Origin of the sequence: Sulfurimonas sp. (assembly GCF_023229025.1) — a bacterium.
GTDB lineage: Bacteria > Campylobacterota > Campylobacteria > Campylobacterales > Sulfurimonadaceae > Sulfurimonas.
Window position 1 is genome coordinate 1 of the sequence record NZ_JALOAA010000005.1, and the last position, 15188, is coordinate 15188.

General features: G+C 38.2%; 13 protein-coding genes. 6 read left to right on the forward strand and 7 right to left on the reverse strand.

Annotation, left to right across the window (positions count from 1 at the left end):
* Together M0Q20_RS02095 and purH are read right to left on the reverse strand one after the other, a co-directional pair.
* The coding region (locus tag M0Q20_RS02095) for a DnaJ domain-containing protein (RefSeq protein ID WP_295058514.1) at positions 1-101 on the reverse strand (101 nt) is incomplete at its 3' end.
* 187 nt (positions 102-288) lie between these two features.
* A complete protein-coding gene (purH, locus tag M0Q20_RS02100) occupies positions 289-1824 on the reverse strand; it encodes a bifunctional phosphoribosylaminoimidazolecarboxamide formyltransferase/IMP cyclohydrolase (protein WP_295058385.1) in 1536 nt (511 codons plus the stop codon).
* A gap of 101 nt (positions 1825-1925) precedes the next feature.
* Here purH and M0Q20_RS02105 point away from each other — a divergent pair, with 101 nt between their 5' ends.
* Entirely contained in the window at positions 1926-2885 is a 960-nt protein-coding gene (locus tag M0Q20_RS02105) for a 6-phosphofructokinase (RefSeq protein WP_295058387.1), read from the forward strand.
* Entirely contained in the window at positions 2886-3197 is a 312-nt protein-coding gene (locus tag M0Q20_RS02110; protein ID WP_295058389.1) for an NGG1p interacting factor NIF3, read from the forward strand. It begins immediately after the preceding gene.
* Positions 3198-3210: 13 nt separating this feature from the next.
* On the opposite strand, the gene purL is transcribed toward M0Q20_RS02110, so the two are convergent.
* From purL to M0Q20_RS02125, 3 genes are all read right to left on the reverse strand, one after another.
* Positions 3211-5421, reverse strand: coding sequence for a phosphoribosylformylglycinamidine synthase subunit PurL (gene purL / locus M0Q20_RS02115; RefSeq protein ID WP_295058391.1), 2211 nt, complete (start codon positions 5419-5421; stop codon positions 3211-3213).
* Positions 5422-5483: 62 nt separating this feature from the next.
* Entirely contained in the window at positions 5484-6011 is a 528-nt protein-coding gene (gene greA / locus M0Q20_RS02120; RefSeq protein ID WP_295058516.1) for a transcription elongation factor GreA, read from the reverse strand.
* Positions 6007-6333 carry a hypothetical protein gene (locus M0Q20_RS02125; RefSeq protein ID WP_295058393.1) on the reverse strand — a complete coding sequence of 109 codons (327 nt, stop codon included), beginning with the start codon at positions 6331-6333 and terminating at the stop codon, positions 6007-6009. The genes greA and M0Q20_RS02125 overlap by 5 nt, the downstream gene beginning before the upstream one ends.
* A 126-nt stretch (positions 6334-6459) precedes the next feature.
* On the opposite strand from M0Q20_RS02125, the gene M0Q20_RS02130 reads away from it, so the two are divergent.
* From M0Q20_RS02130 to holA, 3 genes are read left to right on the forward strand one after another with little or no spacing between them, the layout of a single operon-like run.
* Positions 6460-7257, forward strand: coding sequence for an HDOD domain-containing protein (locus M0Q20_RS02130; RefSeq protein ID WP_295058395.1), 798 nt, complete (start codon positions 6460-6462; stop codon positions 7255-7257).
* Positions 7257-9212: a ribonuclease R family protein gene (locus M0Q20_RS02135; protein ID WP_295058398.1), complete on the forward strand. Its 1956-nt coding sequence runs from the start codon at positions 7257-7259 to the stop codon at positions 9210-9212. The genes M0Q20_RS02130 and M0Q20_RS02135 overlap by 1 nt, the downstream gene beginning before the upstream one ends.
* Entirely contained in the window at positions 9213-10175 is a 963-nt protein-coding gene (gene holA / locus M0Q20_RS02140; protein ID WP_295058400.1) for a DNA polymerase III subunit delta, read from the forward strand.
* 123 nt (positions 10176-10298) lie between these two features.
* On the opposite strand, the gene ilvC is transcribed toward holA, so the two are convergent.
* Positions 10299-11321, reverse strand: coding sequence for a ketol-acid reductoisomerase (gene ilvC, locus M0Q20_RS02145; protein WP_295058403.1), 1023 nt, complete (start codon positions 11319-11321; stop codon positions 10299-10301).
* A 108-nt stretch (positions 11322-11429) separates the two neighbouring features.
* Here ilvC and M0Q20_RS02150 point away from each other — a divergent pair, with 108 nt between their 5' ends.
* On the forward strand, positions 11430-12050 hold the full coding sequence (locus M0Q20_RS02150; protein WP_295058405.1) for a hypothetical protein: 621 nt from the start codon (positions 11430-11432) through the stop codon (positions 12048-12050).
* A gap of 26 nt (positions 12051-12076) precedes the next feature.
* Here the strand turns inward: M0Q20_RS02150 and M0Q20_RS02155 are convergent, their stop codons facing one another.
* Complete coding sequence (locus M0Q20_RS02155; protein WP_295058407.1) at positions 12077-15187, reverse strand: efflux RND transporter permease subunit; 3111 nt, start codon at positions 15185-15187, stop codon at positions 12077-12079.
* Position 15188 lies beyond the last annotated feature (1 nt).

Here is a 15188-nt window from a genome sequence, read left to right on the forward strand (position 1 = left end):
TCAGGATGATACTTTCTTGCTAATTTTCTGTACGCCTTTTTTATCTCTGCTTCACTTGCACCTTCAGAGATCTCTAATGTTTCGTATAAAGATTTACTCATTATTCTGTTCCTAAAATTTATATTATTGCTTATCTTAAGTAAAATTATATCATAAGAGTTGAGTGGATGTCAATCAACTCTTATGATAATTTTTTAAGCTTCACTACTCTATCTTTAATCAAAGAGTGTGTACTATAAAAGTGCATTTTGCTTGCTAGCAAACAAAATGCTTGACTTAGAGATATATTTAGTGCAGAAAATGGCGAACTTCAGAGAAGTACAAGCTCATGCCAAACTCATTTGCAGCCTCTATAATCTCATCATCACGGATACTTCCTCCCGGCTCTATTACGCTCTTGACACCTGCTGCTGCCGCTGCATCAATGCTATCACGAAACGGGAAGAAAGCTTCGCTTGCAAGTGCTGCACCCTCTACATCAAGCCCCATCTCTTTTGCCTTTTTCAAGGCACACTGCGAGGCATCAACACGGCTTGTCATGCCCATTCCAACTGCTACCATAGCAGAGTTTTTAACATATACAACGCAGTTTGATTTTGTAAGAGATGCCACTTTGTAAGCTATCTCCATATCTTTTTTCTCGCCCAAAGTTGCTTCTCTTTGGCTCATCAGCTTTGCATTTTTTACTTCATCTTCGCCCACTCTATCAGCATCTTGATAAACAAAACCGCCGTCAATATGTTTAAAATCTTTAGTGTCATTAGCTAAGATTAGCTTATCACTTTGCATTTCAAAGAGTTTAATGCGCTTTTTAGAAGCAAATACTTCCTGCGCCTCAGGAGTTATACGTCCCGCAATAATAACTTCTAAGAAAATTTCATTCATCTTAAGTGCCAACTCTTTTGTAACAACACCATTAACTGCAACGACTCCGCCAAATGCAGAAACAGGGTCGCATTTTAGGGCCTCTACGTAAGCATCTAAAAGGTTGTCGCGGATTGCAAAACCACATGGATTTCCATGCTTTGTGATACAAACAGCGTTATCATCTCCAAAAGCAGAAGCTATTTTAACCGCGCCGCTTAAGTCGTTTAGGTTATTAAAGCTCGCTTCGCCTTTTAAGGTTTTGAAGTTCTCTGAGTAGTGCTTGTCAAACTCATACAAAGCACCTTTTTGATGAGGATTTTCGCCGTAGCGAGTATCCATCACTTTTTCTCCGACTATAAACTGTTTTGCTCCAAAACCGCCGTTAAATCGTTCATTCATATAGTTTGCTATCATGGAGTCATACGCTGCAGTATGCTCATAAGCTCTTATCATGAGAGAGCGACGAAACTCTAATGTATTTTTCTCATTCTCTATCGCATCTATCACTTTTGCATAATCATCTACATCAGTAATAATCATGACACTATCAAAATTTTTAGCGGCTGAGCGAACCATGGCAGGTCCGCCTATATCAATATTTTCTATAATCTCTTCAAAATCGTCTGTTTTTTGGATTGTCTCCTTAAAAGGGTAGAGGTTTACACAAACTAAATCAATAGCTTCAACGCCAAGCTCTTTTGCTTGATCTAGATGTGATTGCTTATCGCGTCTGTGAAGGATTCCACCGTGAACAAATGGATTTAGAGTCTTAACACGACCCTCAAAACACTCCGGAAATTTTGTTACTTCATCTATCTCTATAGCGCCTACACCGCTATCAACAAGCATCTTGTATGTTCCGCCGGTAGATATTATTTCATATCCGTTTTTAACCAATGATTTACAAAAATCCACCACGCCACTCTTATCGCTAACACTTACTAATGCTCTTCTCATATAAAACCTTACTATCTACATTAAAAAATAAATTATAAAATATTATCTAATTAGAGATTAGAAGATGGTAAACTTAATAAAATCAAACTAGAGAAAAAAGAATGAAAAATATAGCAATTTTATGTTCAGGCGGAGATGTAAGCGGTATGAATCCTGCACTAAAGCATTTTGTCGAGTACTCGTTGCAAAACGGTTTAACTCCATATTTTGTATATGACGGATTTGAGGGGCTGATAGATAACAAGATAGATAAAGTTTCTCATAAACATGTTTCAGGAATTATAAATCGTGGCGGAACTATGATTGGCTCAGCTAGAAGCAAAAGATTTACACTCAAAGAGTTCAGAGATATTGCTAAAAAAAACCTTGACGCTTTAAATATTGATATGCTGATTGTCTTAGGAGGAGATGGCTCATTTAAAGGTATGGATATTTTTTATAAAGAGCACGGCGTAAAATTCTGCGGTGTACCCTCTACTATAGACAACGATATCAGCGGCACCGAGTACTGCTTAGGTGTTGATACTGCACTAAATGTCATCAAAGACTCAATTGACAACATAAGAGATACCGCGTCATCCTTCTCAAGAGCTTTTGTTATAGAGACTATGGGGAGAAATTGCGGCTATTTGGCTCTTGTTTCAGCTCTTACGTGTGGTGCTGAACTATGCCTTATCCCAGAAGCCGAGCATAATCTAAGTGAGCATGAAAAAGATTTTAAAAAACAGATGCAAAACGGCAGAAGATATTTTATAGCAGTAGTCTCAGAGGGGATAAAAGAGAGCTCGCAAGAGATTGCCTCTTGGTTTGAAGAAAATATTGGAGTTGAGTCAAGAGTTGCTGTCTTAGGGCATACGCAAAGAGGCGGAAATCCTACAACTTACGACAGGCTCATGGCTTACAAATTTGTAAATTATGCGATTGACGGGCTCCTTAGCGATAAAACAAAGAGTGTGATATGTTACACAAAAAGCGGCTTTGAGTACAAAAGCATAGATGAAGTTGCAAATACAAAATATCGCCTAGATAGCGAACTTTTAAACTATTTAAAGAGGCTCTAGATGTATAAACTAAATTTTTTTGTTCCATCTGATGATAAAGAGCGAGTTAAAAAGGCTCTCTTTAGAGTAGGAGTAGGAAAATATGAGAATTATGAGTGTTGCAGTTTTGAGACTCTAGGAGTCGGACAATTTAAACCTATAAGCAGCGCAAATCCGCATATCGGCTCTCTTGATAAACTAGAGTATGTACAAGAGTATAAAGTTGAGATGATTTGCAGTGATGAACTTATAGAAGAAGCAATTAGGGTTTTAAAAGAGACGCACCCCTATGAAGAGGTGGCTTATGAAGTTTTTAGGATGCAAGAGTTTTAAAACTAAATATAGATTAAATACTCTCAATAACTCTTTTAAATGTATTGAAGTAGTTATCTTGAAGCTCTTTCATGCTCATCTCAACATTGTTGATTTTGATCTTGTCTCCGCCTACAGTTCCGATTTTTTGACACGCTAAGACTCCTGCCATCGACTCAAAAGATGCAGAGTTTTCTTGCTTAACCTCTATAATAGCACGACTCATGCTCTCAGAAAATATATCACGCTCATCATTTACAGCCATTTTAACGCTACATCCAAGCCCGCTTACAGCCGCCATTTTAGCCAAAGCGATAGCAACACCGCCGCTGCTTGCATCTTTTGCACACTCTAAGATGCCTTTTTTGTTAGCCTCAATAACTAGCTCCCAAAGAGCAAGCTCTTTTTTATAATCAATCTCAGGAAGCTTGCCCGCAACAACTCCACATATCTCTTTCATGTAGAGTGATCCGCCAAATTCATTTTTGTTCTCACCGACCAAATAAAGAGTGTTGCCCTCTTCTTGAAAACTTGACATTAAAACTCTGTTTTGATCATCATTGACACCGACTGTTGCAATTGATGGCGTTGGAAAAACAGAGACTCCGTTTGTCTCATTATATAAAGAGACATTTCCGCCGATTACCGGAGTTGTTAGCTCTGTACACGCCTCCTTGATGCCAAGACATCCTTGAGCAAACTGCCACATAACTTCCGGATTTTCAGGGTTACCGTAGTTTAGACAATCGGTAATTGCCAAAGGTCTAGCCCCACTCATCGCTACATTTCTTCCACTCTCAATAACAGCGGCAGCAGCTCCGCCTTTTGGGTCAATATAACAGTAGCGAACATTACAATCAGCCGACATGGCAAGCGCTTTGCCGTTCTCTTTAACGCGAACAACCGAAGCGTCAAGCATACCGCCTTTTTTTATTGTGTTTGTCTGTACCATCGAATCATACTGAGTGTATATCCATGATTTATCGACAACTTCCATTGATTTTGTAAGTCTCTCAAACGCCTCTTGGTTTGCCACTCTCTCAAAATCATTTATAGTTACGTCGACAATTTTATCAAGATATGCAGGACGCACCATTGGACGATTTAATACAGGAGCTTCCTCGCTCACAGGATCAACAGGAACCTCAGCAACTTTATCTCCATGCCAGAAAAGTTCCATATTGCCGGTTGCAGTTACCTCACCGATTACCGCAGCATCTAAATCCCACTTCTCAAAGATTTTAATAATCTCTGCTTCGCTACCTTTTTTTGCACAAAGGAGCATACGCTCTTGAGATTCGCTTAGCATAAAATCATAAGGAGTCATCCCCTCTTCACGAGCCGGAACACGGTCAAGATGCATAATCATTCCGCTACCGCTTCTGCCTGCCATCTCAAAAGATGACGATGTAAGACCCGCTGCTCCCATGTCTTGGATGCCGACAACATGGTCTGTTTTAAAAAGCTCTAAACAAGCCTCAAGAAGAAGTTTTTCAGTAAAAGGATCACCCACTTGAACGGTAGGGCGAAGAGACTTAGACTCCTCCGTAAAACTATCAGAGCTCATTACCGCTCCGCCTAATCCGTCACGACCTGTCTTTGCACCGACATAGATAACGGGATTGCCTATACCATCAGCTCTTCCGTAAAAAATTTCATCACTTTTTGCAAGTCCAAGAGTAAAAGCATTTACTAGAATATTGCCGTTATAGCACTCATCAAAACTTGTCTCTCCGCCTATAGTAGGAACTCCCATGCAGTTTCCATAACCGCCTATTCCTGCAACTACACCGCGAACTAAATATCGTTGGTGCTTAGAGATATCATCATCATTTAAGATATTGCCAAATCTAAGAGCGTTAAGATTTGCAACAGGACGAGCACCCATTGTAAACACATCGCGCATAATTCCGCCGACACCCGTTGCCGCACCTTGATAAGGCTCTATAAAACTTGGATGATTGTGTGACTCCATCTTAAATACTGCAGCATATCCACCGCCGATATCAATCACGCCCGCATTCTCACCCGGACCCTGAATAACCCATGGAGCTTTTGTAGGAAAGCCGCTTAGATGAACTTTTGAGGATTTGTAACTGCAGTGTTCACTCCACATCGCAGAAAAGATTCCTATCTCTATTAAGTTCGGTTCACGTCCTAAAATCTGCTTAATATGCGTGTAATCTTCACTTGAGAGTTTATGCGAAGCAAGTACTTTTTCAATATTTTCTAGTTGTTGGCTCACGGAGAATCCTAAAAATTTGATTTTTAAAGAGGGATTATACCCAATATGAGGTAAAAAGAGTTTTAATGGAAGGAGAAGTCGCTTTTTGTGCGGATATTTTTCTTTAACGTAAAGATGTTTTTATAGTAAATATTTACAATTTCATACTCTTTTTCTCCAGAAGGAAGCCCGATTTTAAACTCATCATCCACCTTTTTTCCCATCATGGCTTTTGCCAATGGCGAGTGTACTGAAATAAGCCCATTTTCCGGCTCTGACTCTAAAACTCCGCAAATAGTGTAGCTCTCCTCCTCATCCGTTTGAAGATTTAGTATAGTTACGCTACTTCCAAAGCCAACCTTGTCATGAAGTAATTTTGATGGGTCGATAATTTGAGACTTCTCTATCATAGAGTTTAGAAAGAAGAGTCTTTTATCTATAAATCTTAGCTTCTCTTTTGCGGCTTGATAGTCCGCATTTTCACTTCTGTCTCCCAAAGCAGCGGCAATAAGTTTTTCTTGTGCTACTTTGGGTTTTTCAACCTCAAGCAGATGTTTAAATTCAAGGATTAAAAGGTCATATCCTTCAATGCTCATCGGTTCATTATTAATTGCTAAATCCTAGTATGTAGTAAGTGTTTTTATTTTCAAGTTTATTTACGGCAACTTTATATTTTTGGCTAAAATGTCTGATTTTCTCATGTGCCCCCTCCGCCATTTCAACGCTTGGAGACTCAACCTTTATTTTAAAAAAATCATTCGAGTTTGACATTGCAACATAAGAGTCATCAACTTTCAAGTGGTCATGTAAATCCATAATATGTTTTTTTATTTTCTCGTAACCGGCAGTATTCTCTTCAATTCTCTCTAGTTGCTTAAGTAAAGCATCATTTGGTACGTAACCTAACTGTGTAAGCATAGCTTCTTTTTGCATATCTTATCCCCTCTTTTTTTAAAAATATAAGGAAATAGTATCAACTTTTTGTAAATATTCAGTACTTTTTTATGAACATATATGTATCATCTATTCAAATTAATATTTGATAAAAGAGAGAGTTAAATGACTGAAGAGATACTTAAAAAAATCAAACAACTTCCACCGCTTCCTGAATCAGTTATGCAAATTGAATCTGTCTATCAAGATCCTGAGAGCACCTTTAACGATATGGTCAAAATCTTAGAAAAAGACCCTCTTTTAACGGCAGATATTTTAAAAGCAGCAAATTCTCCTCTCTATGGCTTCTCTCGTGAGATTAATGCAATATCTCAAGCTGTCGGTCTTTTTGGAATGGGAACCGTAAGAGGCTTTGCTCTGGCTTCTATTGTGAAAAAAAGCTTTGACCTTGACCTATCTGCATATGGAATTGATAATGACACATTCTCAATGCTCTCAAAAAAACAGCATGCCCTAACTACCGCTTGGTGCCTTAAAAAAGATTCAAAACTTCTTGGAATTCTATCTCCTGCAGCCTTTTTGGTTGAGATAGGAAAGGTCTTAATAGCTCAACAAGTCATAGCTGACAGAACCGGAGATAAGTTCAAAGAGGCTCTTGCAAAATCAGCAACTATTGAAGAGGCTGAGAGAGAAATTACGGGAGTGGACACTCCTGAAGTGAGTGCTAGAATATTTGAACACTGGAGATTTGAGTCGGGGCTTGTAGATACAATTAGTAGCTGTTTAAACCCCGAAAAAGCAGAAGATGATATTAAAAAACCTGCACAAATTCTGCATGTTGTCCGTACTGCAGTCGAGCTAAACGGTATGGTTACAGATGAGAGTATAGCGGCTGCAAAAGAGTTGATTGCTAAGTATAAGCTTGATTTGCAAAGCTTTAATAATGCGATCGAGAATCTTTAGTGTCTGATATAAAATCACTCTTAATTAAACTGACTAATGGTTTAAGTGAGCAGGATGTTATAGTAGATGAGTACCCTTATATAAATAATTTCTTATCTAAAAGCTACGTCACTAAAAAAGATAATATTTACAAGTTTAACTCCAAATATCGAGCCGGAACTCTAGGGCTAGTTCAAAATGAGACTGCCTATTTAAACGTTATCGGCGAATATGTGCGCGATATTTTTATAGGCGAAGGTGATTTGGCAAACGCAAAACAGGGCGACCTTGTTATTGTACAGAGACTACTTGGCAAAAAGGGTTCTCCTTCTGCAAAAGTTGTAGAGATTGTAGGAAGAGCGCAGAGTTACAGTGTTGCATATATTATCTCCAAAGACGGCAGAAAATCTATGGTTGATTTAAAAACTAACTATCCGGCAGGAGTTGAGACTACTCAAGAAGAGTTAAATAAATATGAATATGGTGATGTCTTTAAAATCGATAACCAAGATTTCACAATCATGGAGAAGCTTGGCAATATAAAAGACCCATTAGTTGATGAGAAAATTGTTCTTGCACAATTTAACAAACATGATGAGTTTGAACCTGAAGTCTTGGAATTAGCATCGTCGTTTACGGAAGTAGATGCCTCAAAATACCCCTCTAGAGTAGATTTAAGAGAACTCCCTTTTTGTACAATCGACCCCGTAACGGCAAAAGATTTTGATGATGCAATCTACTGGGATGATCAAAATTCTACACTTTATGTTGCAGTAGCAGATGTTAGCGAATATGTAACCCCTTTTGGCGCGATTGACAACGAAGCGATTTACAGAAGTTTTTCCATATATCTCCCGCACCGCTCAATTCCCATGCTTCCAAGAGAGCTAAGTGAAACCCTCTGCTCACTTCAGCCGCATGTCGACAGACTCTCATACGTTTTTGAGATAAAACTAGACCTTGAGACATTGGATGTAAAGAGTTCAAAAGTATATGAAGCGATAATTCACTCACAAAGAAGGTTTAACTATGAGGAGATTGACAACTTCTTAGAAGGCAGGCTAGAAGCAGAAGATGAGTCTGAAAAAAGAGTTCTTGAGTATATCTCCAAACTAAAAATAATTACCGACAGATTAAAAGTAAAAAGGCTCAAGGTCGGTTACGATTTTCACTCAAACGAGCTTGAGATGTTTATTGATGAAAACTCAAATATAACACACACGACTTATGCCGAGGAGACTCCATCTCATGCACTTATAGAGGATTGTATGCTTTTAGCAAACAAGGAAGCGGCAAAGAGATTTACTAAAGGAGTTTTTCGTATACATGAGCCGCCAAACCAACTAAAATTGCAAAACTTGTATCAAGAACTTGCAGGCATCGGTATGTTTGTAGATATCAAAAAGTCCATAAAAGAGACAATTACCGAGATACAAACGCAAGCTAAAGAGATGGGGCTTGCTTCTGAAGTTGACACACTTATAATCCAGTCACAAATGCAGGCTAGATACGCACCGTTTAACGTAGGGCATTTTGGACTTGGCTTTGATGAGTATACGCACTTTACTTCGCCTATTAGAAGATATTCAGACTTAATAGTTCACAGACTTCTCAAAGCTATCAACAATCATGATACAGAGGAGAGTTCATATGTTTTAAGGAACATAGAATCGCTCTGCATGAGCGTTAGTGAAAAAGAGAGAGAATCCTCAAAAATAGAAAATGAGTTTATGGCGAGAAAGTTTGCAAGATGGGCAGATGAAAATATCGGCGGTATCTTTAAAGCGAGAATTACATCCACGGACCCATATCTCAATGCCGAACTTCATGATGAGATTCAAGGTGCAAGGTTTTCTATAACGCATGGACTTGATGCACAACTCTTTGAAGATGTAAAAGTAAGAATCGACAAAGTTGATATTGCAAAAGCTAAAATCTATGCAAGTGTAGTTGAGAGAGTAGAGAGAGATAAGTAGTTGTACAAAAGCGAACTGGACAAGCATATACAAAACAGCTCTCTCTCAAACAGTTTTATACTCTTTGGGGAGAGCACTTTTCTTATAGAGAGATATATCGGGATTTTGACAGATATCAGCGATGCCTCTGTAGCAAAGTTTTATCATGATGAGTATGATTTTGCCTCTGCAAAAGCGCACCTATCACAAGCTTCACTCTTTGGGGATTGTAATGTTCTTATAATCAAAAGTGAGAAAAAAATCCCCAAAAAAGAGTTAGATGCACTTATAGAGCAGTGTGAAAAAAATCCAAACAACATCTTTGTTTACGCCTACTATGGAGAGGATCAAAAGGCGTACATAAAAGCTCCCGCAAAAACAAAAACTATGTGCGTTAGATTTTTTCATCCTAATCATAATGAGGCACTCTTTACACTCTCTCAAGTTGCTCGTGAAAAAAATGTAAACATTGACAACTACACTATTAACCATCTTTTGGCGATTCACAACTGGGATATTGCACTTGCATGTAATGAGATAGATAAGTTAAGAGTTTATGACAGAGCTATAACAACAAAAGATATAGATAGTTTAGTTTTTGGCTTAGCTCAAATAAGTATAGATAGTTTTATAAAAAATGTTTTAAACAAAAAAGAGTTTAAAGAGGATCTAAATACTATTCTTGAACATGGGGAGGATGAGATAAGAGTCCTAAACGCCATTACAAGCTATCTAACACAACTATATATGTTTAACATATATATAAGAGTAAACGGTACTCCAAACGCTGTAGAGATACTTGGGTACAATCCTCCGAAGTTTGTAGTAGAGGAGAAAGCTGCAATGTCTATCAAAATAAAACCCCGCACTTACTATAAACTGCATGAACTGCTTTTAGATAGTGAACTAAAGATGAAAAGTTCACATGTAGACAAAGGTGCTATTTTGCTCTCTACTCTTATTAGGGTTCAAAAACTACTATAAAAGTATTAATTAATATTTTAGCTAAAGACTAAAAGAGTGATGAAATTTTCAAGGCGCACAGTTAGGAAGCGTGCTTCTTCAAGCACATGACGAGCGAAGCAACGCATAAAATGCGTCGCTATTTTAGTTTTTAGAAGTGTCTACTATTTTATTTGCTGATATCCACGGCATCATTTCACGAAGTTTGTTACCGGTTACTGTAATTAGTTTCGTTTTATCGTTATTGCGCTCAGCGTTCATACGAGGGTAGCCTGCTTGACCTTCAAGGATAAAATCTTTTGCAAATCTACCATCTTGAATCTCTTTTAAAATCTCTTTCATAGCAGCTTTAGACTCTGCATTGATAACACGCTTACCTGAAACATAATCACCATACTCAGCAGTATTAGAGATACTATATCTCATATCAGCGATTCCACCCTCAAACATCAAGTCAACAATAAGCTTTAGCTCATGTAGACACTCAAAGTATGCAAGTTCAGGAGCGTAACCGGCTTCAGTCAGTGTCTCAAATCCAGCTTGAACAAGTGATGCTGCACCACCGCAAAGAACAGCCTGCTCTCCAAAAAGGTCAGTCTCAGTCTCATCCTTAAAAGTCGTCTCGATAATTGCAGTTCTACCGCCGCCAATCGCAGAAGCGTATGAGAGTGCCAACTCTTTAGTTGTACCGCTTGGATCTTGACCGACAGCAATTAAATCAGGAATACCGCCACCACGAACAAACTCAGAACGAACAGTGTGTCCAGGGGCTTTTGGAGCTATCATGGTAACATTAATATCTGCTCTTGGGTGAATACGACCATAGTGAATATTAAAACCATGACCAAAAGCAATAGTAGCACCTTGTTTTAGGTTTGGCTCAATCTCATTCTTATATATCTCAGCTTGATTTTCATCCGGTAAAAGAATCATAACAACATCAGAAACTTTAGAAGCCTCTGCTACAGTTAAAACTTCAAAGCCTTTCGCCTCTGCTTTAGCCCAAGATGAACCATTTTTTCTTAAACCAACACATACTTCAACACCGCTATCTCTTAAGTTTTCAGCGTGAGCGTGTCCTTGAGAACCAAAACCAATCATTGCAACTTTTTTGCTCTTGATTAGCTCAATATTACAATCTTTGTCGTAGTATACATTTAATGCCATTATTTTTCCCTTGATATTATATTAAGCTTAACTGCTTAAAAAATTTTTGACATTATACTAAAGTAAAGCAAAAACTTTTATAATGTCACTAAAAACGGAGGAATCTTTATGAAAAAATTCAATCTTTTTAAAGAAATCATTACTGCTGATAAAAATAGCTTGCAAGAGGCTATAAACTCAGGTAAACATTTTGGTATAAGAATTGATGGAGCAATCTCTTATGAGCCTTTTACTGTTGAGGATATTTTAATATATAGCGGTATCCCAAATGCAGATCTTCCGCTAAACACCATTTTTGGGAAAAACTATCAAGTTGTAGAAGATAATAACAGAGTTTTAATCAAAGCATTTGGAGCATGGCAAGAGATAATAGGTTTTAATAACAAAAGAGCAACATATGATGATACTACTGCTGATGGTGTTGATGAGTTTAGCACAAAAGAGATGGAGGAGATTGGCTGGCACGCTGCAGAATTTAATATTACATACAGAACATTAGTTGAAATTCTTGAAAAAGAGTGCGCGGGTACACTCATCTGCATAGAGCAAGAAGAGCCTTATCAGTTTAGCGGTCTTGGTTTTGTAGAGAACTTAAATGAAGCAAGAGAGACTCTCTTTAATTATTGTCAAAAAGAGGTAAAAAGGTTAATAGCAGAAGATGAAGATTTTATACAAGATAACCTAAGTGATGACGAAGAAGAGGCTGCGGAGTTTTTTAAAGCTATTTAACTCAATTAAGTCCAAGATAACGCTACTTACGTTATCTTAGACTCTTTTTGCCCAAACTTTGAGACAAGAACATAAAAAAGAGGGATAAATACAATGGCTAGGAAAGTTGCTGCCAACATTCCGCCTACAACTCCCGTACCTATAGAGTGCCTACTTGCCGCTCCTGCTCCGCTACTTAACGCAAGCGGAATAACTCCTAGCGTAAATGCAAGTGAGGTCATAACAATAGGGCGAAGACGAACTTTTGCCGCGTCTAGTACAGCTTCTACTAGCTCCATTCCCTGCTCTCTCTTTTGCATTGCAAACTCCACAATAAGAATTGCATTTTTAGCCGAGAGTCCTGCTAAAACAAGGATGCCTATCTGAAAATATATATCATTTTCGAGTCCTCTTATATGATTTGCAACAACTGCACCAAAGATTCCAAAAGGTACTGCTAAAATAACAGATATCGGCATTAACCATCTCTCATACTGAGCTGCTAAAATTAGATACAAAAAGATTATGCCGAAGATAAAAGCCATGCTTCCTGCACTTGAAATCTGCTTCTCCTGATATGCCGTTCCAATCCAGCTAATTGTGTATCCTTGAGGCAGAACCTCGTTTGCTACCTCTTCTATGGCTCTTAGAGCATCACCGGAGCTATATCCAAGAGCTGGCTGGCCTGAGACTTTAGCCGCGCTAAATAGGTTAAATCTCTCAACTAAGTCCGCACTTACTATCTGCTTAAGTGTCACAAACGAACTAAGAGGAAGCATCTCATCTTTATTATTTCTGACATATATTTTATTTAGATCATCAGGGGTTTTTCTAAACGACTCCTTAGCTTGCATATTTACCATATATGTTCTGCCCATAAGATTAAAATCATTTACATAATAACTCCCAAACGTTGCATTTAAGGTCTGATAAACATGCTCTAAATCAACTCCTTTGGACTTGACTTTTGCACTATCAACTATGACTTGGTATTTTGGAACATTGGTGTTTAAAGTACTTCTTACTCCCTCTAACTCCTCCCTCTCGTTACCTTTTTTAATAATCTCATTTACATACTTTTGAAGCTCTTTAATGTCAGCGCCTGTTCTATCTTGAACATATAGCTCAAACCCGCCGGCTATACCCATACCCCTAATAGGAGGAGGTACAACACCAAAGGAGAAACCATCACTTGTTGTAGAGAGTTTTTTTCCTATTTGTGAAGCTATATGTACCGCATGTTGATGCGGCTCCTCTCTCTCATTCCACGGTTGTAGCTTTAAAATTGTAGCGGCTGAATTTGTTCTAAGTGAAGAAGTTACAAAATCCATTCCGGCAAACTGAACTATATCTTTTATACTCTCTTTATCCCTTGAAGTAATATCATAAATCTCGGAAGTCAAAGTATCTGTTCTACTAAGAGATGAACCGGGAGGGTTGTAACTAAATACAAAGACCGTTCCCTTGTCTTCAGTCGGAACAAGTCCCGTCTTTAGAGAGTTAAACATATCATATGTTATATATATAAGTCCGCCAAAAAGAAGCATGCTTAAAAATCCATACCGTATGGTTAGTTTTAAAGCTTTTGAGTACCCTCTTGTAGCAAACTCAAAAAAGCTATTAAACCATTTGAAAAAGTACTTAGGCTCTTTATGTGTCGGTTTTAACATTATCGCACAAAGAGCAGGTGTAAGTGTAAGTGCTACAAAACCGGAAATTGCCAAGGAGATAACTATTGTTACGGCAAACTGCCTATACATCTCTCCACTAAGTCCGCCTAAAAATGCAACGGGGATAAATACCGCAGAGAGAACAAGTACAATGGCAACAAGTGCACCCGAGACCTCTTTCATAGCGACATAGGAGGCCTCCATTGGAGATAGCCCCTCTTTTATATGTCTCTCAACATTTTCAATAACAATAATAGCATCGTCAACTACTATCCCAATTGCCAAAACAAGCCCAAAAAGAGTGAGTAGGTTGATACTAAAACCTAAGATATACATCCCTACAAAAGCCCCGATAATTGAGACAGGAACAGCTAAAACAGGTATAAGGGTAGCTCTCCAGTTTTGTAAAAATAGATATATAATAAGTACGACTAAAATAATAGCCTCAATAAAGGTCTTAACAACCTCATTTATAGAGAGTTCAACAAACTCGGTAATATCATAAGGTATCTCATATTCAACATCTTCAACAAAATTCTCACTTATTGAAGCTATAGTTTTTTTGATATTTCCTGCGGTCTCTATAGCATTTGCACCGCTTTGTAAAAATATCCCAATCGGAACGGCAGGAGCGTTATTTAATTTGTTCTTCATGGCATAGCTTTGAGAACCAAGCTCTATAGTTGCTACATCTTTGAGCTTAAGAGAGCTTCCATCTTCATTTGCTCTTACTATAATCTCCGAAAACTCAGAAGGGTCACTAAATCTCTCTTGCGTCTCAAGTGTGTAGGTAAACATCTCATTTGAGGATACCGGTTCAGCAGATAGTTTTCCTGCGGCATACTGCTCATTTTGCTCTCTTATTGCCAAGATTAAATCATTTGCGGTAAGCGAATACTTCTTAAGTTTTAACGGGTCTATCCAGACTCTCATTGAGTAATCTTTAGCGCCGAAGATTGTTACGTCACCTACCCCTTTGACTCTTTTTAAATCATCAACAATATTCATAAGAGCATAGTTGGAGAGATAAGTCACATCTTTTGTCTGTTTTGGAGAGTGTAAGATGATTACTTGAAGCATGTCAGGTGATTTCTCAGCAACTCTCACCCCTTGTCTTTGAACCTGCTCGGGAAGTTTTGATAGTGCGGCTTGGACACGATTGTTTACATCTATTTTTGCATCATCAGGATTAGTTCCTACTTCAAAAAATATACTTATACTAAGAACGCCGTTATCTGCAGAGAGAGAGCTCATATAGAGCATATCTTTTGCTCCGTTTATCTCTTGCTCAAGAGGTGCTGCAACTGTTTTTGAGATAGTATCTGCACTCGCCCCCGGATAAGAGGTTGAAACAACAATCTGCGGCGGCACTACTCTTGGATACTCTCCAATAGGCAGAGACATCATAGAGATAATACCTGCGAGCAAAATTATAATAGAGATTACAGATGCAAAGATAGGTCTTTTTATAAAAAAAGCAGAGAACATA

What these genes read in the sequence shown, in the direction of transcription:
- purH (WP_295058385.1), bottom strand. Translation starts at nt 1,824, where the DNA reads ATGAGAAGAGCATTAGTAAGTGTTAGCGATAAGAGTGGCGTGGTGGAT.
- M0Q20_RS02105 (WP_295058387.1), top strand. Translation starts at nt 1,926, where the DNA reads ATGAAAAATATAGCAATTTTATGTTCAGGCGGAGATGTAAGCGGTATG.
- M0Q20_RS02110 (WP_295058389.1), top strand. Translation starts at nt 2,886, where the DNA reads ATGTATAAACTAAATTTTTTTGTTCCATCTGATGATAAAGAGCGAGTT.
- M0Q20_RS02125 (WP_295058393.1), bottom strand. Translation starts at nt 6,333, where the DNA reads ATGCAAAAAGAAGCTATGCTTACACAGTTAGGTTACGTACCAAATGAT.
- M0Q20_RS02130 (WP_295058395.1), top strand. Translation starts at nt 6,460, where the DNA reads ATGACTGAAGAGATACTTAAAAAAATCAAACAACTTCCACCGCTTCCT.
- ilvC (WP_295058403.1), bottom strand. Translation starts at nt 11,321, where the DNA reads ATGGCATTAAATGTATACTACGACAAAGATTGTAATATTGAGCTAATC.
- M0Q20_RS02150 (WP_295058405.1), top strand. Translation starts at nt 11,430, where the DNA reads ATGAAAAAATTCAATCTTTTTAAAGAAATCATTACTGCTGATAAAAAT.
- M0Q20_RS02155 (WP_295058407.1), bottom strand. Translation starts at nt 15,187, where the DNA reads ATGTTCTCTGCTTTTTTTATAAAAAGACCTATCTTTGCATCTGTAATC.